At 69.9% G+C, this 24,475-nt stretch carries 21 protein-coding genes, 4 pseudogenes and 1 riboswitch; of the genes and pseudogenes, 8 read left to right on the forward strand and 17 right to left on the reverse strand.

Annotated elements, in window-relative coordinates; genetic code table 11:
- Nucleotides 1-268: 268 nt before the first annotated feature.
- The 5 genes and pseudogenes from ABT254_RS19970 to ABT254_RS19990 all read right to left on the reverse strand — a co-directional run bounded on the left by ABT254_RS19970 (nucleotide 269) and on the right by ABT254_RS19990 (nucleotide 5,038).
- Nucleotides 269-1,255 carry a hypothetical protein gene (locus ABT254_RS19970; protein ID WP_351472014.1) on the reverse strand — a complete coding sequence of 329 codons (987 nt, stop codon included), beginning with the start codon at nucleotides 1,253-1,255 and terminating at the stop codon, nucleotides 269-271.
- Nucleotides 1,256-1,314: 59 nt separating this feature from the next.
- A pseudogene (locus ABT254_RS19975) lies at nucleotides 1,315-2,148 on the reverse strand (M48 family metalloprotease); the annotation flags it as partial.
- Nucleotides 2,145-2,921, reverse strand: a complete 777-nt coding sequence (locus ABT254_RS19980) for a hypothetical protein (RefSeq protein WP_351471566.1) — start codon at nucleotides 2,919-2,921, stop codon at nucleotides 2,145-2,147. The pseudogene ABT254_RS19975 and the gene ABT254_RS19980, both read right to left, overlap by 4 nt.
- A 54-nt stretch (nucleotides 2,922-2,975) precedes the next feature.
- Nucleotides 2,976-3,446: a hypothetical protein gene (locus tag ABT254_RS19985; RefSeq protein WP_351471568.1), complete on the reverse strand. Its 471-nt coding sequence runs from the start codon at nucleotides 3,444-3,446 to the stop codon at nucleotides 2,976-2,978.
- Between the two features lie 713 nt (nucleotides 3,447-4,159).
- Nucleotides 4,160-5,038 (reverse strand): MBL fold metallo-hydrolase, encoded by an 879-nt coding sequence (locus tag ABT254_RS19990; RefSeq protein WP_351471571.1) that lies wholly within the window; start codon nucleotides 5,036-5,038, stop codon nucleotides 4,160-4,162.
- Between the two features lie 11 nt (nucleotides 5,039-5,049).
- Nucleotides 5,050-5,117: riboswitch (guanidine-III (ykkC-III) riboswitch) on the reverse strand.
- A gap of 1,074 nt (nucleotides 5,118-6,191) precedes the next feature.
- Here ABT254_RS19990 and ABT254_RS19995 point away from each other — a divergent pair.
- Entirely contained in the window at nucleotides 6,192-8,459 is a 2,268-nt protein-coding gene (locus ABT254_RS19995) for a M4 family metallopeptidase (RefSeq protein ID WP_351471574.1), read from the forward strand.
- A 57-nt stretch (nucleotides 8,460-8,516) separates the two neighbouring features.
- Here ABT254_RS19995 and ABT254_RS20000 read toward each other — a convergent pair.
- From ABT254_RS20000 to ABT254_RS20030, 6 genes and pseudogenes are all read right to left on the reverse strand, one after another.
- Nucleotides 8,517-8,861 (reverse strand): annotated as a pseudogene (locus tag ABT254_RS20000) (GNAT family N-acetyltransferase); the annotation flags it as partial.
- A gap of 293 nt (nucleotides 8,862-9,154) precedes the next feature.
- A complete protein-coding gene (locus ABT254_RS20010) occupies nucleotides 9,155-9,940 on the reverse strand; it encodes a hypothetical protein (protein ID WP_351471577.1) in 786 nt (261 codons plus the stop codon).
- Between the two features lie 397 nt (nucleotides 9,941-10,337).
- Entirely contained in the window at nucleotides 10,338-11,891 is a 1,554-nt protein-coding gene (locus ABT254_RS20015) for a hypothetical protein (protein ID WP_351471580.1), read from the reverse strand.
- A 471-nt stretch (nucleotides 11,892-12,362) separates the two neighbouring features.
- Nucleotides 12,363-12,458 (reverse strand): annotated as a pseudogene (locus ABT254_RS20020) (DUF6192 family protein); the annotation flags it as partial.
- Nucleotides 12,459-12,598: 140 nt separating this feature from the next.
- The gene (locus tag ABT254_RS20025; protein ID WP_351471583.1) at nucleotides 12,599-13,333 is read right to left on the reverse strand and encodes an SDR family oxidoreductase; all 735 of its coding nucleotides are present in this window, start codon (nucleotides 13,331-13,333) and stop codon (nucleotides 12,599-12,601) included.
- Nucleotides 13,330-13,596, reverse strand: a complete 267-nt coding sequence (locus ABT254_RS20030) for an Atu4866 domain-containing protein (protein ID WP_351471586.1) — start codon at nucleotides 13,594-13,596, stop codon at nucleotides 13,330-13,332. The genes ABT254_RS20025 and ABT254_RS20030 overlap by 4 nt, the downstream gene beginning before the upstream one ends.
- Nucleotides 13,597-13,737: 141 nt before the next feature.
- Between ABT254_RS20030 and ABT254_RS20035 the strand changes: the two genes are divergently transcribed.
- Nucleotides 13,738-14,571 carry a helix-turn-helix transcriptional regulator gene (locus ABT254_RS20035; RefSeq protein ID WP_351471588.1) on the forward strand — a complete coding sequence of 278 codons (834 nt, stop codon included), beginning with the start codon at nucleotides 13,738-13,740 and terminating at the stop codon, nucleotides 14,569-14,571.
- 865 nt (nucleotides 14,572-15,436) lie between these two features.
- Here the strand turns inward: ABT254_RS20035 and ABT254_RS20040 are convergent.
- Entirely contained in the window at nucleotides 15,437-15,871 is a 435-nt protein-coding gene (locus ABT254_RS20040; protein ID WP_351471590.1) for a nuclear transport factor 2 family protein, read from the reverse strand.
- A 223-nt stretch (nucleotides 15,872-16,094) separates the two neighbouring features.
- On the opposite strand from ABT254_RS20040, the pseudogene ABT254_RS20045 reads away from it, so the two are divergent.
- Both ABT254_RS20045 and ABT254_RS20050 read left to right on the forward strand, forming a co-directional pair.
- Nucleotides 16,095-16,454: pseudogene (locus ABT254_RS20045) on the forward strand (helix-turn-helix domain-containing protein); the annotation flags it as partial.
- 19 nt (nucleotides 16,455-16,473) lie between these two features.
- Nucleotides 16,474-17,718, forward strand: a complete 1,245-nt coding sequence (locus tag ABT254_RS20050) for a pyridoxal phosphate-dependent aminotransferase (RefSeq protein WP_351471993.1) — start codon at nucleotides 16,474-16,476, stop codon at nucleotides 17,716-17,718.
- A gap of 53 nt (nucleotides 17,719-17,771) precedes the next feature.
- Here the strand turns inward: ABT254_RS20050 and ABT254_RS20055 are convergent, their stop codons facing one another.
- From ABT254_RS20055 to ABT254_RS20065, 3 genes are all read right to left on the reverse strand, one after another.
- Nucleotides 17,772-18,671, reverse strand: coding sequence for a MurR/RpiR family transcriptional regulator (locus ABT254_RS20055; protein ID WP_351471593.1), 900 nt, complete (start codon nucleotides 18,669-18,671; stop codon nucleotides 17,772-17,774).
- Between the two features lie 43 nt (nucleotides 18,672-18,714).
- Nucleotides 18,715-18,876: a hypothetical protein gene (locus tag ABT254_RS20060; protein WP_351471596.1), complete on the reverse strand. Its 162-nt coding sequence runs from the start codon at nucleotides 18,874-18,876 to the stop codon at nucleotides 18,715-18,717.
- An 80-nt stretch (nucleotides 18,877-18,956) separates the two neighbouring features.
- Nucleotides 18,957-19,736 carry a C45 family autoproteolytic acyltransferase/hydrolase gene (locus tag ABT254_RS20065; protein ID WP_351471599.1) on the reverse strand — a complete coding sequence of 260 codons (780 nt, stop codon included), beginning with the start codon at nucleotides 19,734-19,736 and terminating at the stop codon, nucleotides 18,957-18,959.
- A 154-nt stretch (nucleotides 19,737-19,890) separates the two neighbouring features.
- Between ABT254_RS20065 and ABT254_RS20070 the strand changes: the two genes are divergently transcribed.
- Entirely contained in the window at nucleotides 19,891-20,100 is a 210-nt protein-coding gene (locus tag ABT254_RS20070) for a hypothetical protein (protein WP_502972001.1), read from the forward strand.
- Between the two features lie 102 nt (nucleotides 20,101-20,202).
- Here ABT254_RS20070 and ABT254_RS20075 read toward each other — a convergent pair whose 3' ends face one another.
- Both ABT254_RS20075 and ABT254_RS20080 read right to left on the reverse strand, forming a co-directional pair.
- The gene (locus tag ABT254_RS20075; protein ID WP_351471602.1) at nucleotides 20,203-20,352 is read right to left on the reverse strand and encodes a hypothetical protein; all 150 of its coding nucleotides are present in this window, start codon (nucleotides 20,350-20,352) and stop codon (nucleotides 20,203-20,205) included.
- Nucleotides 20,353-20,460: 108 nt separating this feature from the next.
- Nucleotides 20,461-20,811, reverse strand: a complete 351-nt coding sequence (locus tag ABT254_RS20080; protein WP_351471605.1) for a hypothetical protein — start codon at nucleotides 20,809-20,811, stop codon at nucleotides 20,461-20,463.
- Between the two features lie 109 nt (nucleotides 20,812-20,920).
- On the opposite strand from ABT254_RS20080, the gene ABT254_RS20085 reads away from it, so the two are divergent.
- The 3 genes from ABT254_RS20085 (at nucleotide 20,921) to ABT254_RS20095 (ending at nucleotide 24,436) form a co-directional block, all read left to right on the forward strand.
- Entirely contained in the window at nucleotides 20,921-21,634 is a 714-nt protein-coding gene (locus ABT254_RS20085; protein ID WP_351471608.1) for a VOC family protein, read from the forward strand.
- A 362-nt stretch (nucleotides 21,635-21,996) separates the two neighbouring features.
- A complete protein-coding gene (locus tag ABT254_RS20090; protein ID WP_351471611.1) occupies nucleotides 21,997-23,568 on the forward strand; it encodes an MFS transporter in 1,572 nt (523 codons plus the stop codon).
- Between the two features lie 202 nt (nucleotides 23,569-23,770).
- A complete protein-coding gene (locus ABT254_RS20095; protein ID WP_351471614.1) occupies nucleotides 23,771-24,436 on the forward strand; it encodes a class I SAM-dependent methyltransferase in 666 nt (221 codons plus the stop codon).
- Nucleotides 24,437-24,475: the final 39 nt, after the last annotated feature.

The raw sequence follows: 24,475 nt of genomic DNA on the forward strand, positions 1-24,475 counted from the left end.
GCGGCTACTTCTCCTGCAAAGAGAGCAACGCGGGTTCGAATCCCGTCGCCGGCCCTTGGCCGGTGTCGTCCAGCGGCCCAGGACGCTTGTGTCGCCGCCACCGATCTTGATCTCTGAACACCACGGCGCAAGCCGCCCGCCACGGGGGACACCGGCGGGCGGTTTTGTCGCATCAGCGGTTCGACCGAGGGCGTCCGGGACTTCTCCCGCGACGAAGTCGATCATGCTCGTGCATTCCGCCTGACTGCGGATACCGGCTGGCGTCTGCTCATCGCTCTTCGAGTTGCAGGGTCAGTCGGGCGGCGGTGGTGACGGTGGAGTCGAATTCCCGGCACGCGACGACGGCGTGTGTGACGCCGGTCGCCGCGCGGATCAGGTCGAGTCGTGCGGTGCGGCCCGTCTGTGTGTGCAGCCGCGCGTCCACCCAGGTGGTGGTGGCGCTGACGTCCGTGGTCCGGGTGCGCTCGCCGCGCAGAAGGCGTGTGCCGTCGTGCACCACGGCGGTGCGCAGTTCGGGGAGGTCGGCGCCCGAGGCGCTGAGCGTCCCGTCCGGGCTCAGTGTCCAGTGGACATCGGTGAGACGGTCTGCCACGTCTTGAGCCTGCGCGAGTGACCCGGACAGCGGTTCTGTCGAGGTGACGCGGAGCGTGCGGAAGGAGCGCATCCGGTTGTCGGTGGGTGAGGCGGAGCCCGTGGTGTCCGCCACCCGTGGGCTGTGGAAGGACGGGAGCCCTTTGGGTCGGATCGGCGCCGCGGGCCTCGAGGGACTGGGGCAGGGCGTCGGCGGCATGCTTCCCCAGGTCGTGCTGCCGCCTGCCGGAGGGGCGGTTGTGGCATCCGGGGCGCGGGAGTCGGCCTGGGAGGGTGCGCCGGGTTTCGGGCCGGCAGGGAGGAGTCCGAGGACCAGAATCCCCACGGGGAGCAGGGCGGAGGTCGCGTACAGGGCGGGTGAGAAGGTGCCCACCGGTCGCCCGCGCCACCCCCACAGCCGTGCCCAGACGCCGGTGAGGAGGGGCCAGGCGGCGAGCGTGCCCAGCGTCGCCCACCACGTGGGACCCGAGGCGAGCTGTTCCTGGGCGAGTGAGACAGACCTGCGGGTGGCGTCTGCGGCCGTCGCGTCGTCGAGCAGACGGTAGGCCAGTTCGGCGCCGCCCAGGTCCAGCAGGTTTTCGGCGAGGACCGCCGCGGGCCACAGGAGGACCAGCAGGAGTTGGGGCACCGGCTGTTCGGTGCCGTCGGTGAACCACAGCCGCATGCGGACGGGCGGGTGGTAGAGCCGGCCAGAGCGTCGTGGGGGGACTGTGCCAGGGCGTTCAGTGCCCGCTGCTGCGCTGTTGGTGCGGCTGTCCCGGCCGCATACCGGTCCGCGGTCAGTTCCGCCGTCCACAGAGCGCCGACCACGATCAGGAGGATCTTGGGCACGGCCAGGACCACCAGGACGATCTGAGCGGACAGCAGGGGAGCGGCGGCGTTCCCGGAGGCGAGCAGCAGCGCCACGGGCAGCAGGCCGAACACCGCGAAGACGTACGGCCAGACCCTGACCAGGCCGGTGAACGGGCTGCCGAGCCCGGCGACATGTTGTTCGCCGTACCGGATGTGGCCGATCTCGTGCAGCAGGACCGCTTCGGCCGCCTCCCGGTCTCTCTCCCACAGGCTGACCAGCGGGCTGAAGACGCCGACTCGTGTGGTGCGCCAACCACCGGGATAGACACGGGCGAGCAGGTCGCGGCGCACGGTGACCCGCAGTTCGGTGCTCGGTGCCTGGAGGGTGAGGAAGCGCCGCATCTGGTCGTAGACGTGCGGTGTGCCGTCCGGTTCGTGCTCCGGCGACTGCAGCTTGTAGCGCCACTCGACCCACCAGGTGCGTGGCTGGGGCGGGACCACGGAGAGCGCGCCGGCCAGGAGGAAGACCGCGGGGAGCAGCTGCACGAAGGTCAGTGCCAGTACCGTCAGCAGGGCAGGGCCGCGGCCGTGCTCGGTGCCGCTCCAGGACGCCGTCCACGCCAGCCAGTCGACCAGCAACGGGACCTGACCCGCGAACAGTCCGAGGGTCAGCCAGAGCCAGGGCGGAGGCCCCCACAGCCGTGTGGGCCGGCCGGCGGGCCCGGGTGCCGGTTGGGCCGAGCGACCGGGATGCGCCGGGCTCATGCGCCGTTGGTCTCCTCCGAGGTCGTGGGAGGCCTCCCCTGCATCGGCTCGGCTGCGGGTGCTGTGCGGCGGCGCAGCAGGCCCGAGAGCGCACCGGTCAGACGGTGCACGGGGGTAGGCAAGCGTCGGGATCCGCGTACGGCCGGTTCGGGAGGCTCGTTCGCCACCAGGGCGTCGAGGAAGGCCGCGGCGCCGGCGCGGTCCCCGGCGGCGACCAGCTGGGCGGTCAGCTGGGCTACGAGTTCCTCGGCGGTGGCAGGAGCGATTCCCCGGGCGCGCAGCCGCCCGCACATGCGCAACGCGGCCAGCACGGCCTCGCCGGAGGGCTGCGGCGGCGCGCTCGGGGTGCGGCTGCCCGCGTTCTCTTCGTCGGTGCGGGCACTCGTAGGCCCTCCGTTGCCCCCTCGCGCCTGCTCGTCGGCGGCGGGCGTGTCTGGGGGATGGGACGGTGGGCGCGGCTCCTGCCCGGTGCGCTGCGCCCGCAGGCTGACCATCAGCGCCGCTGCGGAGACGGCATTGGCGAACTGCTGGCTGCCCAGGGCTGCCTTCACCGCGTCGGCGGCGTAGGCCAGGGCGTCGAGCAGGTCGGGCAGCACGGTAGTGATTCCGCCGCCGAACCCGCCGGGCGCGAGCCCGCCGGTCCGGAACAGTTCCCTGCGTGCTTTCCCGCCGGCGGCGTAATCGCGGGTGATCTGCGCGGCGAGAACGGTTTCGTCAGGTGCCGCCCATCGGGCTATCTGCACACCCCACCGGTCGAGGTCGTCACCGGCCACGATGTCCTCCGTCTCCCGCTGCCGCCGAGTGCGCCGTGCGTCCCGTCGCGCGGATCACGTCGAGGCCCCGGAGAAGTCGAAGCGGAACTCCAACTGGCCGTCGCCGGTGCTGCCTTGCGCTGTCAGGGCCGCGCTGTCGCTGTCGACCGCTCCGTCGAGCGTCGTGCCCTCGGCCACGGCGTGCGGGTATCCGCCCGGCAGTTCGCCGAGGTCGGAGCGGCAGGGGACGACGAGATTGGGCCAGTTGAGCAGGTTGAGGGCGACAGCCTGCTCGGTGTGGGGGGCGGTGAGCCGTCCGCTCAGTTCGCCGTCGTCCCACTCCAACTCCCAATAGGTGAGCAGCAGGTCCGGGTCACGCGGGTTCCCCGCCAGATCCTGGCTCGAACCGGTACTGATGGCCGACGACCCGAACGAGACCGCTCCCGCCTCGGAAGGCTGTCCCACCGCGAGCAGCAAGGAAAACGGGTTGGCCTCGGTCTCGCCCCCGCCGGAGCGCGGGCGGTGGAGGTTCAGTGTGGTGTTCATGGAGTACGTCTTGGTGTCCGCGAACCGCCGTGAACCATCGGCGCTGCAGTAGTCGTACACATCGACCGTAACCTGCGCTGTCCCGCTGTACTGCTTTCCCCACAGCGCGGAAGCACCGGTCGGCTCACTCCGCGGTGTGTCGGTTGTGGAGGGCGACGGGGGAGGGGCCGCGGTCTCGACCGCAGGGGAATCCGCGGGTGGGGAGGAGGGTTCGGTGAGGGAGGGCGACGGTGTGGCGCTGTCCGCCGCGGACGCGGATGGGCCTTTCGACTCTGCCGAGTTGGGCGATCCGCCGGCCGAGCAGCCGGTCAGCAGTACGCCGAGCAGCCCCGTACACACACCGGCCGCCACCACGACGCGGGCCCACCGTGAACGCGCCCCACAATGGAATGTCACAACGCCCCCTGCCCCCACCGGGACTTCAAACGCGACGACCCGGGGCAGCGATGCTACGGTGCGCAATCATTCAACTACACATGATCATTGCTTTGTTACCGTTCCGTGCTCAGCCGATCGGCCCGCCCACCCCTGACGCAGGGTCACACCGAGGGCACCTGTCGGCGTCCTCGTCAGCGAGGCCGTAATCACTGACACGCTGGCCTACTGGACGGTTCTTGCGGGGCCCACCTTGACGGTCGCCGAGGACGTGCACGGCTTCCACGGTCACCTGGCTTTTGGCTGCGGCCGGGCGGGCGGTGCTCCTGGGGCGTGGCTCAGTCGTCCGGGCAGATGACGAAGAGCGGGTAGGCGAGTCGGCGGGGTTGATCGCCGATCTCGTTGAGCGCGGCGCGGATTTCGCGCAGGTGGCCGGTGGTCATCTCCAGCGGGGGTTCGTGGGGCTGGTAGGTGGTGCGGACCGGGTAGTCCACGCCCGCTTCGGTGGTCATTTCGATGTGACAGCCCAGGACATGGGTGACGGGTCTGTGCTCGGAGAACTCGATCAGGCGGTCGATGGTCCGGGTGAAGGCGGACCAGTCCTGGACGTAGAGCCGGCCGGGGTAGACGGTGTCGCCGGTGAGTAGGATCCCGGTCCACGGGTCGTAGAACGTGACCGCTGCCTCGTGGTGTCCAGGAGTGGCCAGGCACTCGAGCGTGCGGCCCCCCAGATCGACCCGAGCCACGGCGGTGGCGTCCTCGTCGAATCCGAAGTACTTCCAGGCCGTGGCGAGGTCCGCGTCGACCACGGTGGTGTCGGGGCGGTCGGCGAACTGGCTGTCGCCCGCGATGTGGTCGTCGTGGGCATGGGTGTGCAGCACCAGCAGGTGGTAGTCCTGTCGGGGGTGGCGGGCGAGCCAGTCCTCGACAAGTTCGTCAACCACTTGGCGCAGGGGGAAGAACTCGGTGGACGCGGTGGCTCCGGTGTCGATCAGCACCGCCCGCGCGTTGCCGAACAGCAGGAACAGGAACGGCGCTTCGTAGTCGATCGCCATGTTCTGCCGCAGGATGACCGTGTGCTCGTCGTACGCATAGACCTGGATGTCCGGGTCGGTGTTGTGCTTGGACGACGGTGAGCCGTGGATCCAGCGGACGTCCAACTCGCGAGGCCGGGGGACCGGGCTGTCGAAAGCAATGAAGGATGTGCCTGCGGCCATGACGCCTCCTGAGTGCGTCGTCTTGGCAGGCCGGGTACGGCGCACATCTCGTCCGGGGCCGGCACCTGAGCGCCTCCGCCGTGAAGCTACCACGAGCGGCGAGGTCCTCGTGGTCGCGGACCATGTGCTGCGGCAGGGCCGGCTCGACTACACCGGCCCCGCCGCCTCACCCGCGTTCTCACCGCTGCCGGAACCAGCATCGTCCGACGCGGCGGGCATTTCCCGCCAGGCGCCACCCCGCCAGCAGTATCGATCTGGGGGGAGGTCGCGGAGGGTGACGGTGTCGTTTGATTCGAGGGCAGGTACACGAGCTCCAGGTCCGTCAGCGTTCACGCATTCTGGTCCACCACCAGCCGCACGTCGCCAACTCGATGTAGTGGGGTTCTGGCAATGTACGGCGCTCGAACTCCTCATCGATGCGCGTGATCAGTCGGCCCAGGTCTCGTTGGGCTCCCGGAGGAAGGTGCCGCATCGCCCACTCCAAGTCATCCCGGGCATCGTTTATCCCGGGCGAGCAGAACGCGGAGGCATCCAGGTACCGGCCAGGCTGCTTGAAAGCCCACTCGATACGAGAGAGCGCGTTGGCGACCGCGTTGGGCCACATCTCTTGGTCTTCGACCCGGCGGATCGCTGCACGAGTTTGCGCGGAAACGCCGTGGACCTTCAGGACCGGGCACTGCCATCGTGGCCGCCACCGCTGTGCGCGGACGGCCTTGGGATGCCTACGCGGCATTGCCCTTTCGGATCAGCATGGGGTCATCCTGCCACGGCTGGGCACCACCTGGGCCCCGTTCGCCCAGTCGACGCCCCCTGCGCGTCTCCGCCCGTCGACATCCGCGACGATGACGACGGTCCCGCGTCCGGTGCGGCCGAAAATCGGCGTCGTCCGTTCCGATTTGCCTGATCTCCAAAGCCATTTCCAGCCGATAACTTGACCGGCGCATGACACTTTGGCTGTGTGGTGTCAGTCTTCTGCAGGAAGTTCACCATTCCTTGACAGATTCACCACGCGGTACACCCGCAGCGTCACCCCCAGCCCCACCCTCACCCCCCACCTCCTTCCACCCGCATGCCGTGCAGCCTCCAGGCCGGCGCCTCTGCCGCTCTGTGCCGCCCGCGGCCCCCATGGGCCGTCATATCGAAGGAGAAACCGTTGCCCCTGCGAGACCGCACCCCTACCGGGCGCAGACGCGCCGCCCTCGCTCTCACCTCCCTGGGGTCTCTACTCGCCCTGACCCTTCCCGGCCACGCCACCGCCGCCCCCGCCGCCGACCCGAGCCCCGCGAAGATCACCGCCAAGCCCCGGGCCGGTGCCCTGCCGGCGTCCCTGTCGCCCGCCCGCCGCACCGCTCTGCTGAAGAACGCCCAGAGCACGGCCGCCGACACCGCACGCCGTATCGGCCTCGGCGTCAAGGAGAAACTCGTCGTCAAGGACGTCATCACGGACGCCGACGGCACCACGCACACCCGTTACGAGCGCACCTACGCCGGCCTGCCCGTCCTCGGCGGCGATCTCGTCGTCCACGAAAGCAGCGGTCGCACCACCGTCACCAGGCCGAGCCGGGCGGCCCTTGCCGTGCCCTCGCTCAGCCCGAGGATCCACTCAGCCGCTGCCGCAGACAAGGCCGAGGCAGCCTCGAAGCGCGCCCGGGTCAAGGGCTCCGAGGTCGAGCGCAAGCCCCGCCTGGTGATCTGGGCCGGCTCCGGAAAGCCCGTCCTGGCCTGGGAGAGCGTCGTCGAAGGCGTCCAACGGGACGGCACCCCCAGCGAGTTGCAGGTCGTCACCGACGCCACCACCGGCAAACAGCTCCTGGCGGCCGAGAAGGTGGACACCGGCACCGGCACCGGACAGTACGTCGGCACGGTCCCGCTGGGCACGACCCAGTCGGGATCGACGTATCAGCTCACCGACCCCGACCGTGCCGGGCACAAGACGTACGACCTCAACCAGGGCACCTCGGGCACCGGCACCCTTTTCACGGACGACAACGATGTCTGGGGGAATGGCCTGCCGTCGAACCGTCAGACCGCGGGCGTGGACGTCGCGTTCGGCGCCGCGGCCACCTGGGACTACTACAAACAGGTGTACGGCCGAAACGGGATCCGCAATGACGGTGTCGCCGCCTACAGCCGCGCCCACTACGGCAGCAACTACGTCAACGCCTTCTGGCAGGACTCCTGCTTCTGCATGACCTACGGCGACGGCTCGGGCAACAACCACCCGCTGACCGCCCTGGATGTCGCGGCCCACGAGATGAGCCACGGTGTCACCGCGGCCACGGCCGGCCTGAACTACTCGGGTGAGTCCGGCGGCCTGAACGAGGCGACCTCCGACATCTTCGCCGCCGCCGTGGAGTTCTACGAGAACCTCCCGGCCGACCCGGGCGACTACCTGGTCGGCGAGAAGATCGACATCAACGGCGACGGCACCCCGCTGCGGTACATGGACAAGCCCTCCAAGGACGGTGCCTCCGCCGACAGTTGGAGCCCCTCCCTCGGCGGCCTCGACGTCCACTACTCCTCGGGCCCCGCCAACCACTTCTTCTACCTGCTCTCCGAAGGCAGCGGCGCCAAGACCGTCAACGGCGTCTCCTACGACAGTCCCACCTACGACGGCCAGCCCGTCACCGGCATCGGCATCCAGAACGCCGCCGCCATCTGGTACCGCGCCCTGACGACCTACATGACCTCGACGACCAACTACGCCGGGGCCCGCACCGCCACCCTGTCGGCTGCCGCCGACCTGTTCGGCGCCTACAGCCCGACCTACCTCGCCGTCGCCGACGCCTGGGCCGCGATCAACGTCGGCAACCGCATCGCCCTCGGCGTCAACCTCGCCCCGATCGCCGACCAGACCAGCGGCATCGGCCAGGCGGTCAGCCTTCAACTCGACGCCTACACCACCAACACCGGAGCCACACTCACCTACGAGGCCACCGGATTGCCCGACGGCCTGAGCATCAGCCCCAGCGGTCTGATCACCGGCACGCCGACGACGCTCGGCACCGGCGACGTCACTGTCAAGGTCAGCGACAGCACGGGAGCGTCCGTCTCGAAGACCTTCAGCTGGCGGATCGCCTACGTGTACGCCAACGCCACCCGCGTGGACATACCGGACAACGGGCCCGCCGTGGAGTCACCGGTCACCATCACCGGCCGCGACGGCAACGCCTCTGCGACCACCTCCGTCTACGTCAACATCGTCCACACCTACCGCGGTGACCTGACCGTCGACCTGGTCGGCCCCAACGGCACCGTCTACTCCCTGCTCAACCGCAGCGGCGGCTCCGCCGACAACGTCGACCAGACCTTCACCGTCGACGCCTCCGCGCAGCCGCTGAACGGCACCTGGAAACTGCGCGTGCAGGACCGGGCATCCATCGACGTCGGATACATCGCACGCTGGCAGTTGACGCCCTGACCCCAAGACGGCACACCGCTGCCCGGACTCACCGGTCCGGGCAGCGGCATGGCTGTGTCACTTTGCGAGAGCTCTGGGCCATTTCTTGTGTGGTGCAGTCACTCTCGGTGCTGTCCAAGATTGAGGCGGGGGTCTGGTGAGGGCTTGTTGATACCGGTTCTCGCCTCGAAGGTGCTCCTCGAAGCCAACATGGAGCCACTCGCACTTCGCGGCACGAGCGTCGTGAGCTGCAGCTGCGACCAGCGCGCCGCCAACACCGCTCCGCTTGCGGTGCTGGGCGACTACCGTGTCCAGGATGAAGGCGTGGACTCCTCCGTCCCAGGCCACGTTGACGAAGCCGATCAGCGAGCCGTCTTCCCAGGCGCAGACCCAGCCGAGGCTGTGTCGCTCAAGTCGTTCTCGCCTTCGCTGCCCAAGCTCGCTGACGAGAACCGGCCCCCTTCGACCGGGTCGTCATCGACGCCGACAAGAGCAACAACCCGCGGTACCTGGAGTGGGCGCTCCGCCTCACCAGCGCGGGCAGCCCAGGGTCACCACGCCGGACAGGGTGGGCAGCGTGCCGTGATCGAACTGATGGGCATCCACCCGAGGTTGACCGGAACGGCGCTGCAGACGGTCACGGCGCTGTAGACGGTGGGCAGCAAGGGCCACGACGGCTTCGCGCCGGCGCGCCTGCCGGCGTAGCCCCCGGTCGCTCAGCTCTTCGGGGTGAGTTCGAAGGAGGGGTAGGACGGCGTGGGCAGCCCGAATCCGGACGACGGGTAGCCGGACGGTGCGGGGGACGCCGTGGGGACGCCGTTGTCGTCGCAGAGCTGCGGCGCGGACGGCGCGAACACGTGGTAGTTGACCACGCGCTTGGTGGGGAAGGTGACGTCGTCGCCGATGATCGTGTCGCCCGTGCTGATCTTGGTCGGCAGTTCGCGGTTCTTGAGCGGGGCGCCTACGTAGATCGCCTCCAGGAAACCGTCGCAGGAGCTGGCCTTGGCCGAGGCGAAGCCTTTCGGCGGCTTCACATCGTGGACCTTGCGGCCGTCGATGTGCAGTTCGGTGCGCTTGAGGGACTGCAGGACGTAGTCGTAGTTCACCTCCCTCGAAAGCGGGTCGGCGGCCGAAGTGGCGCTGGACGGGCGGTAGTTGACGCGCCAGTACTCGACCTGGACGGTCACCCGGCCGCACAGGGGCCCGTCGAAGCCGGGTATGGACTTGGGGAACCGGACCTCTCCCGGGCCCAGGGCGGGCGTGCCGATCTGCCCCCAGTCGACCCAGTCAACCGCCTTCGCCGTTTTCCACTTCGCGTTCGGATGGCAGCCGGCCGCGTTTGTGGGGTAGGCGTTTGACGGCTTGACCGCAGGGGTGGGCGAGACCGTCGAAGGGGTGGTGGCCGGGGCCGTCGCGGTCGTCGTCGCGGAGGGGCTGGAGGCGGCGTCGTCACCGCCCCCGTCGGAACAGCCGGCGGCCGCCAGCACCGCCCCAACGATCATGGCCGCACGAACCCGTCTGTGCGCAGTGGTCATCCCGCATTCCCCCCGTCCACCCGATGGGCAATCATGCTCCCAGGTGAAGTTGCCCGTCGGCCATGACGGAAAACTCACGTTTCGCGGGGTTCGAAGCGGGCGGAGGGTCCTGAGAGAGCTTTTTCTCCTGATGTTTCGTCACTAGATGCGGTTTTGATGAGGGATTAGAGCCCTTGCCGGGTTGGGGCGGATCTCTGGTGAGTGGGCTGGCCATCAGAGCGATCAGCGCAAGGTAGATCGTGGCGGCAGAGCGGACCGTGAGCTTCGTAGTCGCGGGGCAGCCGGCGGTGGTACACACCATCGCCGGCTCTCCGTAGAAGACGGGCAATGCACCCTGCACTGGTACTGACAACCTGGCGACGTGTCAGTTTCCGCCGCGGGACCGGCGGGAGAGCGCTACGGCCACACCACCGGCCAGCAACAGCGCGCCGGCCGCCCAGACGATCCCGCCGCCGCCGAATCCGGTGTCGGCCAGCGGTCCGGACCCTGCGGAAGGGCCGCCCGAAACGGAGCCGGACGCTCCGGCCGAGCCCCCGGAGCCGGGCCCGCTGGGCGTACCGCCGCCCGCGGAGCCGCCCTGCGCCAGCCGCAGGGTCAGCGCCGCGCTGTCGTTGGAGGCGTCGGGGTCGAGCCCCTTCATGACCTCCAGCGTGCGGACCTGGCCCGTGGAGACGGCTGGGGTACGGGGGCCGATAGCGACGGTGAACGACAAGTCGTGTCTGTCCCCCGGGGCGGGGTCGCCGAAGTCGCACTGGTAGGAGGACCGGCCCATCCGGGGGCCGGGGTCCGACCCGTCGTCCGTGGGCGGCGGCTGGCAGTTGTCCGGGATCTTCGTGGCCTTCGTGCCCGGCGGCAGCTTGACGAGGACCGGGAGCCATGCGTCCTCGTCGAGGAGGTCCTCCACCACCGCCGGTCCCCGGTCGATCACCGTGGCGTGCAGCGTGGCGTGACCGCCGCGCCGCCCGGTGACGGTGTCCCCGGTGACGGCGAAGTCGGCGTGGTTGACGCTGTTGACGTAGGTGGTGAAGTACGGGGCGCTGTTCCCGTCGGACGGCATCGCGCCCTTCGGGACCAGGGTCAGCGGGGACCCGGGGCCGTTCGCCGGGGCGGCGCTGCTCAGCGGGGTGAATTCGTAGAAAATCTTGTCGCGCAGGGCCTCGTCGCCGACCTTGACGCGCAGCGGCGAGGACAACGCGTACTGCCGGCCGGGCTCCACCGGGGTGGGGAAGTCGCACAGGGTCGAGCGCACGATGTGCCCCCCGCGGCCGCTCGCGGGCACGTCGCGGCAGTTGGCCCAGTGGCCCTGGAGGTGCAGCCCGGCGGTGGTGTCGATCCGCAGCTCCACCCCCTTGGCCGCCGGGAGTTGGCCGTTGTTCCACACGTCGAGCGGAAAAGTCAGCATGTCGCCCGGCACCTGGTCCAGCTGCTCGGCGGACGCGCTGACCTTCAGCTGCGTCTTGCCGTTGGTCAGGGTCAGGTGGTCGCCGGTGACGGTGGCGTCCGACGCCGTGCCGGAGACGGTCACGGTGCCGCTGCTGCCGATGGCCGCACCGGGCTTCGGCACCAGCCTGAAGGCGTGGAAGTCCGAGGTGGCGGATGCCAGGTCCAGCGTGCAGAGGTTGCCCTCGCAGTGCTCCGACGGTTCCGGCTCGGCGAAGTCGGCCACTTTGGACAGGTCGACGGTCAGGTGGACGTGGTGTGCCGTGCCCCCGCCGGCCACCTTCCACCGGTAGGACAGCGCCACGCTCGGCGGCTCCGTCCCGATGAAGAGCTCGTGCTCGGCGAACTTGACCGTCATCTCTCGTGCGGCGTCCGCCGTGTCGGCGCGGGCCGGAACCGTGCCGAACACCCCCGCCACCAGCGCCACCGCGCCCGCCGCCGCCGTCGCGACCGCGCGTACCCGTGATCGTCGTGCCATCCGACCGAACCCTTCCCGTGCGCCGGGAGGGTCCCGACCCGCCGTGCTTCACAGGTTGACCCGCGAGGTGCGGAAATGGTTGTGGTCGCCCGGACTCAGGTGTCCGCGCTGCCGGGTGGCGGCGCCACTGCACAACCAGCCACGGTGACTTCGCGGCCCGACGTCCCTCCCAGCCGGAAGGACAACCAGGAGGGGTTGTCGTTGCCGGATTGACTCAGCTACGGCTACGCCTCCTGCTTTCCGCCGTCCGTGCCCATGTCCGCGGACACGGACACGGACACGGGCACGGACGGCGTGCCTGGGACCGCTGCGGGTGTCCGGGCGTTCCGGTTCGGAGAACGCGCTCCAGAAGCCGTGACGCTTGGTCGACTGGCACAACTGGGCCGGGCTGCCCCGGCTGGCCTTGCCTCCATCGGCGCCTTGCGCGCCGCGTCACCCGGACATGGGCGCGTACTCCTCGCCCGGCCATCGCTACTGGTCCCGCAACAGCTGGGCGAGGGGCTCGTCCAGATCGGTCCGGCCGGTGGCCACCGCGGTCTCGATCCAGCCGGTCGTCGCCCTCAACTTGTCTAGCGCCGACCCGAGATGCCGGCTTCTCCGGGGTGTGCCCGCGTGGCGAGCGCGAGGCGAGTGGAGTCCACTTTGTGCAGCTCAGCGCCGGTGCAGTCGACACTGTCGCGTGCAACTCATTCTGGTGCTACCGCGGGTCATTGGGCGCTTGCGGCGGGACGGACGACGATTTCGTTGACGTCGACCTGCGGGGGCTGGGAAAGGGCGTAGGCAATGGCGTCTGCGATGGCGGCGGCAGGCAGTGCTACGGCGCGGTAGGTCTTCATGGCCTGCCGGGCTGCAGCGTCGGAGATGCTGTCGGCGAGTTCAGACTCGGTCACGCCCGGGGAGACGAGGGTGACTCGGATGTTCCCGGTGGACTCCTGGCGTAGTCCTTCGGAGATCGCGCGGACAGCGAACTTGGTGGCGCAGTAGACGGCGGCGGTGGGAGAGACCTCGTACGCGCCGACGGAGGCGATGTTCACAAAGTGCCCGCCGCCCTGAGCGCGCATCGCGGGTAGGGCGGCGGCGATACCGTGCAGGACCCCCCGCACGTTCACGTCGATCATCCGGTCCCACTCGTCGACCTTCAGGGCTTCCAGTGGCGAGAGCGGCATCACTCCGGCGTTGTTGACCACCACGTCCACTCGGCCGTAGCGCTCGCGGGCGGCGGAGATGAAGGCCCGGACATCGGCGGCATCCGTGACATCCAACCGCTGGAACGCCGCGGTGCCGCCCGCGGCGGTGATCTCCTTGGCAAGCGCATCGAGACGATCGGTTCGCCGTGCTCCCAGGAGCAGGCTGTGGCCGTCGGTGGCAAGCCGACGGGCGGTCGCCTCTCCGATGCCGCTGCTTGCCCCGGTGACTGCCACGACCTTGGCTGTGTCTGTCATGCCTGCTTTCCCTCTCGGTAGAGCACGAGGTGCTCGTGGTAGAGCACTCCACCGCGGATGTCGCCCGTCGCGGTGAACCCGGAGTCGTCGACGTAATCGAGGTGGCTGCCGGTCACCGTGTAGCGGCCTGTGTACGCGCTGCGCCGGTTACCGCGGGCCTCGTCGTACCGGCCGTCCGCCCGCAACTCCTGGCGGATGTGACCGTCCGCGGTCACCCACATACCGACCACGTCGGCGTTGCCGTCCTGCGTGTTCCCTGTCATGGCGGACTCTCCTTGTCCATGGGTGCGGATCTGTCCTGCCCGACCGAGTCTGGACAGGTCGAAGACCGCCGACCAGGACGTGTTCTGCCTGGGTGCGCCACACCCAGGCAGCATGTCGGCCCAGCGGCCTAGCCTGGGGGCATGACCGACAACCACCTGGGAGAGTTCCTACGTGCACGCAGGGCAGCCGTGCGGCCGCAGGACGTCGGCATGGCGAGCTACGGCGTGCGCAGAGTCAGTGGACTGCGCCGCGAGGAGGTCGCCGTCCTGGCCGGGGTGAACGCGGATTACTACACCCGCCTGGAACAGGGGCGCGAACGCCACCCTTCGGCCGAGGTACTCGACGCACTGGGCCGCGCCCTGCGACTGGGCCCCGACGCACACGCGCACCTGCACCAGTTGGCCGGGACCGTGCCAAGTAACCAGTTCACCCACACCACGGACCGCGTCAGTCCCGCCCTTCGCCAGCTGATGGACGGCTACCCGGGCGCCCCGGCGTTCGTCATCAACCGGACCTTGGACCTCCTGGCAACCAACGCCCTGGCCGAGGCCCTGCATTCACCCTTCGAGCAGGCGGACAATCTGGCCCGCATGGCCTTCCTCGACCCGGTAGGCCGACAGTTCTACACCCGGTGGAGCCACACGGCACAGGCCACCGTGTGCCACCTGCGCCAGGCGGCCGGCCTCGACCCGGACAACCCACGGCTGCGCGAACTCGTCCGCACCCTCACCGAGCACAGCGCGGACTTCACCCGCCTGTGGGACTCCCACGCCGTGCGTGGCAAGACCCAGGACGCCAAGCACTTCCTCCACCCGGACGTCGGACCCCTGACCCTGACCTACCAGGCCTTCGACGTACGCGACGCTCCGGGCCAGCAACTCGTCATCTACCAGGCCGAACCCGGCAGCCCCGGCGCCCAGGCCCTTGACCTGCTCGGCTCCCTCCACGCCAGCTCGAATCGGACCGTCATGTAGTCGAAAGCGATGGCCGGGGCCTGCCGGACAATCGCCTCAACCGGCGCTCACGTTCGGACACCACCTTGAGCAACCCCCGGAAGCGCCGAGATCCCGCTCGATCTATCCGATCGGGCGGGAGCTCGGCAATGCGCACCCCCATATGAGCGCATCGGTTCGATCTCAAGGCCGCGCGCCGGGCCGCCACTGGGCGCTGTTCATGGTGGCGACCCAGTCCCGCCCCCGCTTGACCAGCTCGCCGTAGCGTTCCCGGGTCACACTGCCGATCATCGCGGGCATCCGGACACCACCGCTCCGGGCCCGGGTGCGGCGTCCTGTATGTGACGTCAACTTGCCCTGGCGGCCCATCACTTCGCACCGTCAGATGACCGGAGGCCGTCGGAGAGGGCGTGCGGTCCCGGCGCGTGGAGTGGCCTCATGACCGTCGGACGTCCGGCCTCACACCCCGCGCGGCTGTGTGCGCCGCCCATTCCAGGCCTGGTTTCGGCAGCGGGGAGAGCAGTACGTTGCCGAGACTGGACGTTCGACTCCGAGCGTCCAGAGCATTCCGCACTCCGGGCAGCCGACCGCCACGCTGGCCCGGATTGCCTCGGTCCTCGCCCGCGTCCGCCGCGTCCGCCGCCAGTGCCGCGACCGGCACGCCGACGAACAGAACGCGGTCGTCGCCCTCGCCGTCGGCATCAGCGGACTGCCGACTACGGTTTCGAGTCGGCTTGAGGCCACGCGCGCAGTCCGAGTGGCCGGCCGCGGTATCGCTGATGCCGGCAAGAGGGGCGTCGATGCGACGGCCCGGGCCTGGGCATGAGCCGGCCGAGCTGCTCGCGTGTTGTGAGGCAACTCGGCCGGACTGTGAAGCGTGTCGTCGTCAGCGGGTGCCCGCCTCGGCGCGCGCGTAGAACGCGGCGAGTTCGTGGGGGTTCTTGGTGTAGACGTCGATCTTGCGCACCGTGCCGTCCTCGACCTGGTGGATCTCGACCATGGTCAGCGGGAAGTTTTCACCGGTGGTGTGGGCCGTCAACGTTCCGGTGAGTGTTCCGACGACGCCGGCTGGGCCCTCGAAGACGTTGGCATCGGTGATGGCGACGTTGGCGTAGCCCATCATCGCGCCCAGGATCGACTCCACGAACACCTCGCGGCCCTGGTGCACGCCGCCGTAGGGGAGCTGGTTCGGCTCGTCGACGATCACGTCGGCATCGAGCTTGGCCAGGACGCCCGGCACGTCGCCCTTGCCCAGTGCGTCATACAGCCCGCGCACGACATCCGCAGGACTCTCCGTCACCGTCTCGGTCTGAGTGCTCATCGTGTGTGCCCTTTCAGTCTTGTTCAGGTACTCAAGCCCTCATGCGGAACTCGGTACGGGAAAGGTCGGCCGACCGGGACGTGTGCTTCCTCGCACCGGTCGCGCCCCGGGGTGATCGGGGCACGCACCATGCAACGGGAGACGGCCGTGACGGGGGAGTCCTTGCTGTGAGAGGTACTGGCAGGGCCCCCCACCCGTCGCGCGGCCCGCCTAGCCTGTCCTCATGGACAACCGGGACGCAGTCAGCGCATTCCTCCGCTCCCGACGCGACAAGATCACGCCCGAGCAGGCGGGTCTGCCGGCGTACGGCCAGCGGCGAGTGCCCGGTCTACGCCGGAGTGAGGTCGCCCTGCTCGCCGGGGTGAGCGTCGAGTACTACACACGCCTTGAGCGCGGCAACCTCAAAGGAGTCTCCGACAGCGTGCTGGACGCCCTCGCCCACGCCCTGCGGCTCGACGACACCGAGCGCACGTACCTGTACGACCTCGCCCGCGCCGCAGGACCGGCGCCCGGGGCGCGAACCCGGCAGCGGACGGTTCGGCCGACGGTGCGGCCGAGCGTGGCACGGATCGTCGACGGCATGCTAGTGGGGCGCCGTGACCATGCATTCGGCGACCTTGGCCATCAACGAGACACTCCGGGCCCGCCGGGCGGCGGGGGAGAGGGTGTTGCACCTCGGGTTCGGCGAGGCGGGGCTGCCAGTACCGGATTCGGTCGCGCAGGTGTTGTCGGCGGCGGCCGGGCGCAACGGATACGGGGCCGTCGTCGGGTCGCTGGAGGCCCGCGAGGCCGCTGCCGGGTGGTTCGGCCGGCGTGGAGTGGAGACGGAACCCGAGCAGGTGCTGTTCGCCCCCGGCAGCAAGGCGCTGCTGTTCGCGCTGCTCGCCGCGCTGCCGGGGGACGTGGTGCTGCCGTGCCCGGCATGGGTCAGCTATGCGGCCCAGACGGCACTGGTGGGCAAGAAGACCATCAGCGTGCCGATTCCCGCGGAGGCGGGCGGCGTTCCGGACCCGGCCCTGCTGGAGCAGGCGCTGGCCGACGCCCGCGCGGCCGGGGCAAACCCCGGCGTCCTGGTGGTGACGGTGCCGGACAATCCCACGGGGACGATCGCCCGCGAGGAGCACCTGCGTGCGGTCTGCGAGATCGCCGAGCGGCATGGTCTCGCAGTGGTCTGCGACGAGATCTACGCCGAGGTGTGCCACTTCGGCAAGGCTCCCAGCGCCCTCGACTATCTGCCCGAACGCACCGTGGTCACCAGCGGGTTGAGCAAGTCGATGGCTCTGGGCGGTTGGCGCATCGGGTTCGCCCGGGTGCCGTCGGGTCCCTGGGGCGAGCGGCTGATGGGCGAGCTTGTCGGGGTGGCCAGTGAGGTGTGGTCGAGCCTGGCCGCGCCGATGCAGGCCGCCGCCACGCACATCCTGCAGGATCCCCCCGAGGTGCTGGCCCACATCGATGCCACGCGCGGGCTGCATGCCACGGTCGCAGCGGCGGTGTACGAGCAGTTCACGGCGGCCGGTGCGGTCTGCCGCCGTCCCGAGGCGGGCTTCTACCTCTACCCGGACTTCGAGCCGATACGGCCGGTGCTCGCCGCCCGGGGCATCGACACCGGTGCGGGGCTGGCCGCGGCCCTGCTGGAGGAGCACGGGGTCGGTGTGCTCGCCGGTGAGGCGTTCGGGGACGCGGTCGGCGGACTGCGCGCCCGGGTGGCGACCAGCCTGCTGTACGGGGAGTCCGAGGCAGAGCGCTGGGAGGCGTTGCGCAGCGACGACCCGCTGCGGCTGCCGTGGATCGCGGCCTCCCTGGAGCACCTGCGCGGGGCGCTCGCCGCGCTGACGGCACGCGGCTGAGGCGGGCTGCCGCCGGGCGGGCCGCGGACGGTGTGCGGCGCCGGCCCGGCGGCTCACGGCTGGGGCGACTCCGGGACGTAGGCGCCGAACTCCTCCAGCAGTTCTTCCTCCTGCAGCAACGTCGAACGCACCTGGTGCCCGCGCAGTTGGGCGACCCCGGTGGCGAGCGCCTGGACCAGTGCGGTGAACGCGGTCAGCGAGCGCAGCACCGACGGGCTGGAGGCATCGACGAAGAAGACCTGCTCGGCCGAGGACGCCAGCGGTGAAGAGGGGTTGTCGGTCAGCGCCACGCAGCGGGCTCCGCGTGCTCGGGCCCAGGCCGCGGCCCGCACCGTCTCGGCGCTGTAGCGGCGGATCGCGATGGTCACGAAGCAGTCGCCCTCCCGGACCCGGCGCAGGTCGTCGGTGAGTGTGCCCGTGCCCAGCGTGACGGTTTCGACGTCCTCGCGCAGCATCCGCAGCAGGTAGCCGAGCAGATAGGCCGGGGCGTGGCACTTGCGCAGGCCCATGACGTGGACGCGGGGCGCCTCGGCCAGCGCCTTGACGGCGGCCTGCCAGGTTTCGGGGTTGATCCGGGCGAAGGTGCGGGCGATGTTGGCCCCTTCCGCCGCGGCTGCCTGTTCGAGCAGGTTTCCGCCGTCGGCGCCCAGCTGCTCCAGGTTGTCGTAGCGGCGTAGCAGGTGCACCTGTTCGCGCAGGTGCTCCCGGCACAGTCTGGTCAGCCCGGGGTAGCCCTCGAGGCCGAGGCTGGTGGCGAAGCGCACCACGGTGGCCTCGTTGACACCGACGGCGGACGCCAGCTCCGAGATGGTCATGAACGCCACGCCTTCCGGGTCGGCCATGACGCGCTCGGCCAGGAGCCGCTGGGAGCGGGTCAGCGACGTCGCCGGGTTGTGGAGTGTGGCGACGAGCGCGTCGTAGGTCTGCGGAGGTCGCCGCGATGCTGTGGCCATACGAGGAATTCTCTCCCGGAGCGGCCGTGCCGCGGTCGCGGGGTCACCCGGTGGCGGCGCCGGCACGCCCCTGCGAGAAGTCCGACAGCGCCATCTCGGCGCTCTTCCCGACCGGTCCGCGCACCGTGATCCGGTCGTCGGTCAGGTCGGCCACCACTGAGCACAGGGTCATCAGCGGGTCGGTGCCCGCGGCCGTGCGGTGCACCCCCTGGGGCAGCGGCGCCGAGGTGAGGGCGTCCAGGAACCATTGCGCGCCGGGGTCGTCGGCGGGGACCGGCAGACCGCTCAGGACCTTGCCGCGGGCGACGCTCTCCTCGAACTGGCCCAGGCTGTGTGCCGCCCGCGCGCCGTCGTTCGCGTCCTCGGCGGCGCTGGGCGCGTCGGCCGGGTCGGGCAGGTGGCGCAGGTGGTTGGTGTGCCAGTGCAGGGGCGGGTGCGCAGGTGGTCGACGGCGGAGTCCAGGGTCGGGGCCTGCTGGAGGGCGCGGGCGACGAAATGCCGTCCCGGGGCGTCAGCCGGACGCGTCGCCTGGACGTGGTTGATGCCCCAGACCAGGCCGTGGCCGGTGGCCGTGAAGGTGTTGGCGGGCAGGAAGCCCGGATACCACTGGACCGTGACCGGCACATCCTCGTCGACGAGCAGGGTGAGCAGCAGCCGGCCGTCGAGGGCGGGCGCCCCGTCCTCGTTGTGCGCGACGTACGAACGCGTCCGGCGCGAGCCGAGGTCCGTGCAGCCGGTGCCGTCGTCGACCCCGAGGTCGCCGCGGAGGTTGGCCAGCAGCAGATCGTGGAAGTCCGCGCCGGCGCCGGCGGCGAGGGCGCGCAGCTCGGCCAACTGCCGCCCGCACGCGGCGTGCGTGGCGTCGAGCAGTCGGCCGACCCGCCTCCGCCCCCGCTCGGTCGCCGCCCAACGGCGCAGCGCGGAGCGTTCGGGCAGGGCGTCCTGGACGGCGTGCACCTCGGCGGGTGCTGCCCGGCCCAGGGCTCGGAACACTTCCGTCCGCTCCCCGGAGACGACCAGCCACCGCAGCCCGGCGAGTTCCTGCTCACGGATGCCTGCCGCCATCCTCCGACCTCCTGCCGGTGGGGCTGCGCCGGCCGCTCACGCGGACCCGCTTGCCGCAACCCGTGGCGTAAATTCAATTGCAGCAATACTAAATCCTGCAATTCTGATTGCATATCGTGTGGTTCCCGCCCCTCTCCCCAAGGTCAGGAACCCTGTGAAACCTTCCGCTCACACCCACGGCTCCACCCCACTGCGCGGCGCGCTGGGCAACCGGCAGATGTCCATGATCGCGATCGGCGGAGTCATCGGCGCCGGGCTCTTCGTCGGCAGCGGCAGCGCCATCCGCCAGGCCGGACCCGCCGTACTGCCGGCCCCGCCGTACTGGTTGCCTACGCCGCCGTCGGCGCCCTGGCCGTCCTGGTGATGCGCATACTGGTGAGCCGTTCTGCGATGAGTGGGTGTCCGCCGTCGTGGCGTTGAGGGCGGCCGGGTCGAAGCCGGCCTCGGTCAGGACGTTGGCGGCCAATCAGCGACCGACCTGGGCAAGGCCGATCAGCAGGTCGTCGCAGTCGATGTGCTCGGAGCCGTTCTGCTCGGACCGCGCCTCCGCGATGGCGATGGCCGTGCGGGAGTAGGGCGTCCATGCGATGCGTTCGGCTGTTTGGGAAGCGCCCATGGAGCCGCTTCAGCTTCCCCCGCGTCCCCTCGATCTTCGCCGTCACCGACGGCAGCCCGATCCGCGGCACGATCTGCTTCGCCTGCATTGGAGTCGACGCGTCCGCCATCACCTCCACGATGGCCCGGTACACATCCGGCAGCGCATCCAGCGACAGCACCTCCCGTCAGTGCGGCACCATGATCGCCCCGACCACTCGCACCGGCTGGCCACCGCCGCCGGCTCCACGGGCTGCTCCGCGACCGATGCCCCGTCCGAACCGGACATCTCCGCGACCACCTCGGCCACCGTCGCCCGCGTCACCTGCAACCGGGACCACGCCTCCCGCTCGGCCTCCAGGCGCACCGTCAACTCCGCGATGGGGGACTCGAGTTCCTCGACTCGCACCCGGGCCGCGGCTTCCCGCGCCTCCAACTCCTCGATCAGCGACACCATCGACACCGCCTCCTCCACCGTCACGGTAAAAGGAGCACTTCGACGCAGGAGAGCTGTGCCTATCCTCGTTTGAGGCGCTGACATGGCGCCCTGACGACAGTTGGCACTCAACGGACCCAGGAAGCGTGGCGGAATGACCAGCCGACTCATCGCACTCTCCTTCGACGCGCACCAGCCGGAGCGCCTGGCGCATTTCTGGTCCGGGGTCCTGGGCTTGGCGAGAGCCGACGATTCCTACGACGGCGTCGCCCTGATGTCCGGGAATGACGCCGGCTACCGCCTCGGCTTCCGTCCCACCCAGGCGCAGAAGGTCGCCCAGAACCGGCTGCACTTCGACCTGACCAGCTCCTCCCTGGAGGATCAGCAGGAGACGGTGGCCAGGGCGCTCGACCTTGGCGCGCAGCACGCCGACGTCGGTCAGGGACCGGACGCGTCCCATGTGGTGCTCGCCGACCCCGAAGGCAACGAGTTCTGTGTCATCGAGCCGGGCAACAGGTTCCTCTCCGGCTGTGGCTTCATCGGAGCGCTCGCCTGCGATGGTTCGCAGGCCGTGGGCTACTTCTGGAGCGAGGCGCTGGGCTGGCCGCTGGTCTGGGACCAGGACGAGGAGACCGCCATCCAGTCGCCGAACGGCGGAACGAAGATCACGTGGGGCGGTCCGCCGTTGATGCCGGACCCCGGCAAGGACCTGCACTTCGACCTCGCACCGGACGGCGATCAGCAGGAGGAGGTCGAGCGTCTGCTCTTCCTCGGAGCCAAACGTCTCGACTCCGCCCACGGCGAAGACGGCGCGGTGCTGCTGACCGACCCCGACGGCAACATGTTCCGCGTGCTCACACACCAGTAAAGCCGGAACCCGCGGGAGCCCCGGTCGGCGGTGGCTGCGGCGGGGAACGCAGCAGAAATTCAAACAGGTAACCATCACCAGACTGGCAGTTCAACGCGTCCCACGAGGAGGGCCACACCCAGCTCACAATGGCTCTTCCGCCACGGCGCCCACGCCCTCTGAGCCGGACTCCGTGTGGCCCGGACCCGGCCCTTTGTGCCACGGCAAGGCGCCAGGGGCGGTGCCCGGTATCCCCCTCCGGGTCGGCGATCCCACACGTGTGACCTCAACGACCACGGGCAGAAGCCTGGCATGCGGCGGGCTCGGGCCTGCCGCAGAATTCGCCTCAGCGAAGCTGCATATGGTGGAGAGAGGATGGAAACGTGGCCGGTGCCGTGTCCGACGGAGGGTCCGATCCGAGGCCGGCGCAGGTGTCGAAGGCGGTCGCGGAACTGCCCCGGCAGGTGCGCGAGGAGCTCACGCGCAGGCTGCGGCGCAAGAAGTACGCCTTCCGAACTGACGACGTACAGGTCGTCGAGCCGCCGCTGCTGCGCCGCGCGGTCGGCGCCTCGGCGCTCGGCAATTGCATGGAGTGGTTCGACTTCGGCGTCTACAGCTACCTGGCCGCCACCATCGGCAAGGTCTTCTTCCCGGGAGCCTCTCCGGGCGCGCAGGTCGTCTCGTCCTTCGCCACGTTCGCGGCCGCGTTCGTCGTGCGGCCACTCGGCGGTCTGGTCTTCGGCCCTCTGGGCGACCGCCTGGGCCGCCAGAAGGTACTGGCCACCACCATGATCATGATGGCGATCGGCACCTTCGCCATCGGTCTCATCCCCAGCTACGCGACGATTGGCATCGCCGCGCCGATCCTGCTGCTCGTCGCCCGGATGGTGCAGGGGTTTTCCACCGGAGGCGAGTACGGCGGCGCCACCACGTTCGTGGCCGAGTACTCACCGGACCGGCGCCGCGGATTCCTTTCCAGCTGGCTCGACTTCGGCACCTTCGTGGGCTACGCACTCGGCTCCGCACTGGTGACCGTGCTGAACCTGGCGCTCACCGACGATCAGATGCTGGCCTGGGGCTGGCGGCTGCCGTTCCTGATCGCGGGACCGCTGGGTGTGATCGGCCTCTACATGCGGCTCAAGCTGGAGGAGTCGCCGGCCTTCCAGCAGCAGCTGGATGAGCACGAGAAGAGCGTGGCCCAGAAGTCGGCGGGCAGCGAGCTCAAATCCATCGTCACGAAGTACTGGCGGCCGCTGCTGATCTGCATGGGGCTGGTGCTCCTGTACAACGTCACGAACTACATGGTCACCGGTTTCCTGCCGACGTATCAGACGGAGACGCTGAACCGCTCCAGCAGCTCGGCCGACGTGCTGGTCCTGACCGGCATGGTGTGGATCGTCGTGCTGATCACCTTCATCGGCCGCCTCAGCGACCGGATCGGCAGGCGTCCCGTCTACGGGGTCTCGGCGGCCGCGATGATCGTGCTCGCTGTGCCGTCCTTCCTGCTGATCAAGATGTCCGGGACGTGGCCGCCGATTTTCGGCGTGCTGATCCTCTCCACGCTTCTTGCCTGCTTCGCGGCGCCGAGTGCCGCCACCTTGCCGGCGCTCTTCCCGACAGCTGTCCGGTACGCCGCGATGGGCATCGGTTTCAACATCGCGGTCGCGGCGTTCGGAGGCACCACCCCGCTCGTCACCGAAGCCCTGATCAACGTCACCGGCGACGACATGATGCCCGCCTACTACCTGATGTTGGCCGGGGTGATCGGCCTGGCGACGGTGAAGTTCCTGCCGGAGACCGCACAGGTCCCGCTCAACGGCTCACAGCCGATGGTCGGATCGCGTGAGGAGCGCAAGGAACTGATCACCATCTCCCAGGAGCTGTACTGGGTCTCTGCCCAACAGCGCGAAGGCGCCCCGCAGTCGGAGCCGTCATCCCACTCCCGCCGGCCCTGACGCGGAGAACTGCGCGGCAAGGTACAGCGGCGATCCGGCGGGGTTCACCCGACCCAGTATCGAGTGCAACAGGTGTGGCACCGTCGCTGATTCGGGCGATGGCGGGCTCGGCTGTGTACGACCGGTGAGGGATGCCAGGGCCCCGATGCAAGCCGGATCTTCGGCCTGCGCTTCGCTTCGCCAGTAGGAGAGGATGACGTCTATGACGGACGACGGGCAGGACCTGGCCGATGCCCAGCGGGAGCACTGGCAGGAAACCTACACCGCCCATCCCGGCATGTACGGGGCCGAGCCGTCTACTCCGGCCGTCCATGCCGCCGCGGTCTTTCACGCAATCGGCGCCCGGGACGTGCTCGAGCTGGGCGCCGGGCACGGCCGGGATGCGCTGCACTTCGCCCGCGAGGGCTTCACCGTCCAGGCCACCGACTTCTCCGTCACGGGCTTGGAGCAGCTGCGCGACGCTGCCCAGCGGCTGGAGGTGGCCGAACGGGTGACCACCGCCGTGCACGACGTGCGGGACCCGCTGCGGATGCCGGACGCGTCGGTGGATGCGGTCTTCGCGCACATGCTGCTGTGCATGGCCCTGTCCACGAAGGAGATCCACGCCCTGGTCGGCGAGGTACGGCGCGTACTGCGGCCTGGCGGTGTCTTCGTCTACACCGTCCGGCACACCGGCGACGCCCACTACGGCGCCGGCACCGCCCGCGGGGATGACATCTTCGAACACGGCGGCTTCGCCGTGCACTTCTTCGACCGCGCCCTGGTCGACGCCCTCGCCGACGGCTGGACGCTGGAGGAGGTCCACGCCTTCGAGGAGGGCGACCTGCCGCGCCGGCTGTGGCGCGTCACCCAGACCCTGCCCCGGTAACGCCAGGCGGCAGGCTCGGACGTTGGCGGACCCGCAGCC

The organism is Streptomyces sp. NPDC001137 (assembly GCF_040298885.1).
In the GTDB taxonomy this organism is placed as follows: Bacteria; Actinomycetota; Actinomycetes; order Streptomycetales; family Streptomycetaceae; genus Streptomyces.

What these genes read in the sequence shown, in the direction of transcription:
- ABT254_RS19985 (WP_351471568.1), bottom strand. Translation starts at nt 3,446, where the DNA reads ATGAACACCACACTGAACCTCCACCGCCCGCGCTCCGGCGGGGGCGAG.
- ABT254_RS20030 (WP_351471586.1), bottom strand. Translation starts at nt 13,596, where the DNA reads ATGACAGGGAACACGCAGGACGGCAACGCCGACGTGGTCGGTATGTGG.
- ABT254_RS20010 (WP_351471577.1), bottom strand. Translation starts at nt 9,940, where the DNA reads ATGATCGTTGGGGCGGTGCTGGCGGCCGCCGGCTGTTCCGACGGGGGC.
- ABT254_RS20065 (WP_351471599.1), bottom strand. Translation starts at nt 19,736, where the DNA reads ATGGCGGCAGGCATCCGTGAGCAGGAACTCGCCGGGCTGCGGTGGCTG.
- ABT254_RS19990 (WP_351471571.1), bottom strand. Translation starts at nt 5,038, where the DNA reads ATGGCCGCAGGCACATCCTTCATTGCTTTCGACAGCCCGGTCCCCCGG.
- ABT254_RS20050 (WP_351471993.1), top strand. Translation starts at nt 16,474, where the DNA reads ATGCATTCGGCGACCTTGGCCATCAACGAGACACTCCGGGCCCGCCGG.
- ABT254_RS20040 (WP_351471590.1), bottom strand. Translation starts at nt 15,871, where the DNA reads ATGAGCACTCAGACCGAGACGGTGACGGAGAGTCCTGCGGATGTCGTG.
- ABT254_RS20035 (WP_351471588.1), top strand. Translation starts at nt 13,738, where the DNA reads ATGACCGACAACCACCTGGGAGAGTTCCTACGTGCACGCAGGGCAGCC.
- ABT254_RS20015 (WP_351471580.1), bottom strand. Translation starts at nt 11,891, where the DNA reads ATGGCACGACGATCACGGGTACGCGCGGTCGCGACGGCGGCGGCGGGC.
- ABT254_RS20085 (WP_351471608.1), top strand. Translation starts at nt 20,921, where the DNA reads ATGACCAGCCGACTCATCGCACTCTCCTTCGACGCGCACCAGCCGGAG.
- ABT254_RS20025 (WP_351471583.1), bottom strand. Translation starts at nt 13,333, where the DNA reads ATGACAGACACAGCCAAGGTCGTGGCAGTCACCGGGGCAAGCAGCGGC.
- ABT254_RS19970 (WP_351472014.1), bottom strand. Translation starts at nt 1,255, where the DNA reads ATGCGGCTGTGGTTCACCGACGGCACCGAACAGCCGGTGCCCCAACTC.
- ABT254_RS20075 (WP_351471602.1), bottom strand. Translation starts at nt 20,352, where the DNA reads ATGGGCGCTTCCCAAACAGCCGAACGCATCGCATGGACGCCCTACTCC.
- ABT254_RS20055 (WP_351471593.1), bottom strand. Translation starts at nt 18,671, where the DNA reads ATGGCCACAGCATCGCGGCGACCTCCGCAGACCTACGACGCGCTCGTC.
- ABT254_RS20095 (WP_351471614.1), top strand. Translation starts at nt 23,771, where the DNA reads ATGACGGACGACGGGCAGGACCTGGCCGATGCCCAGCGGGAGCACTGG.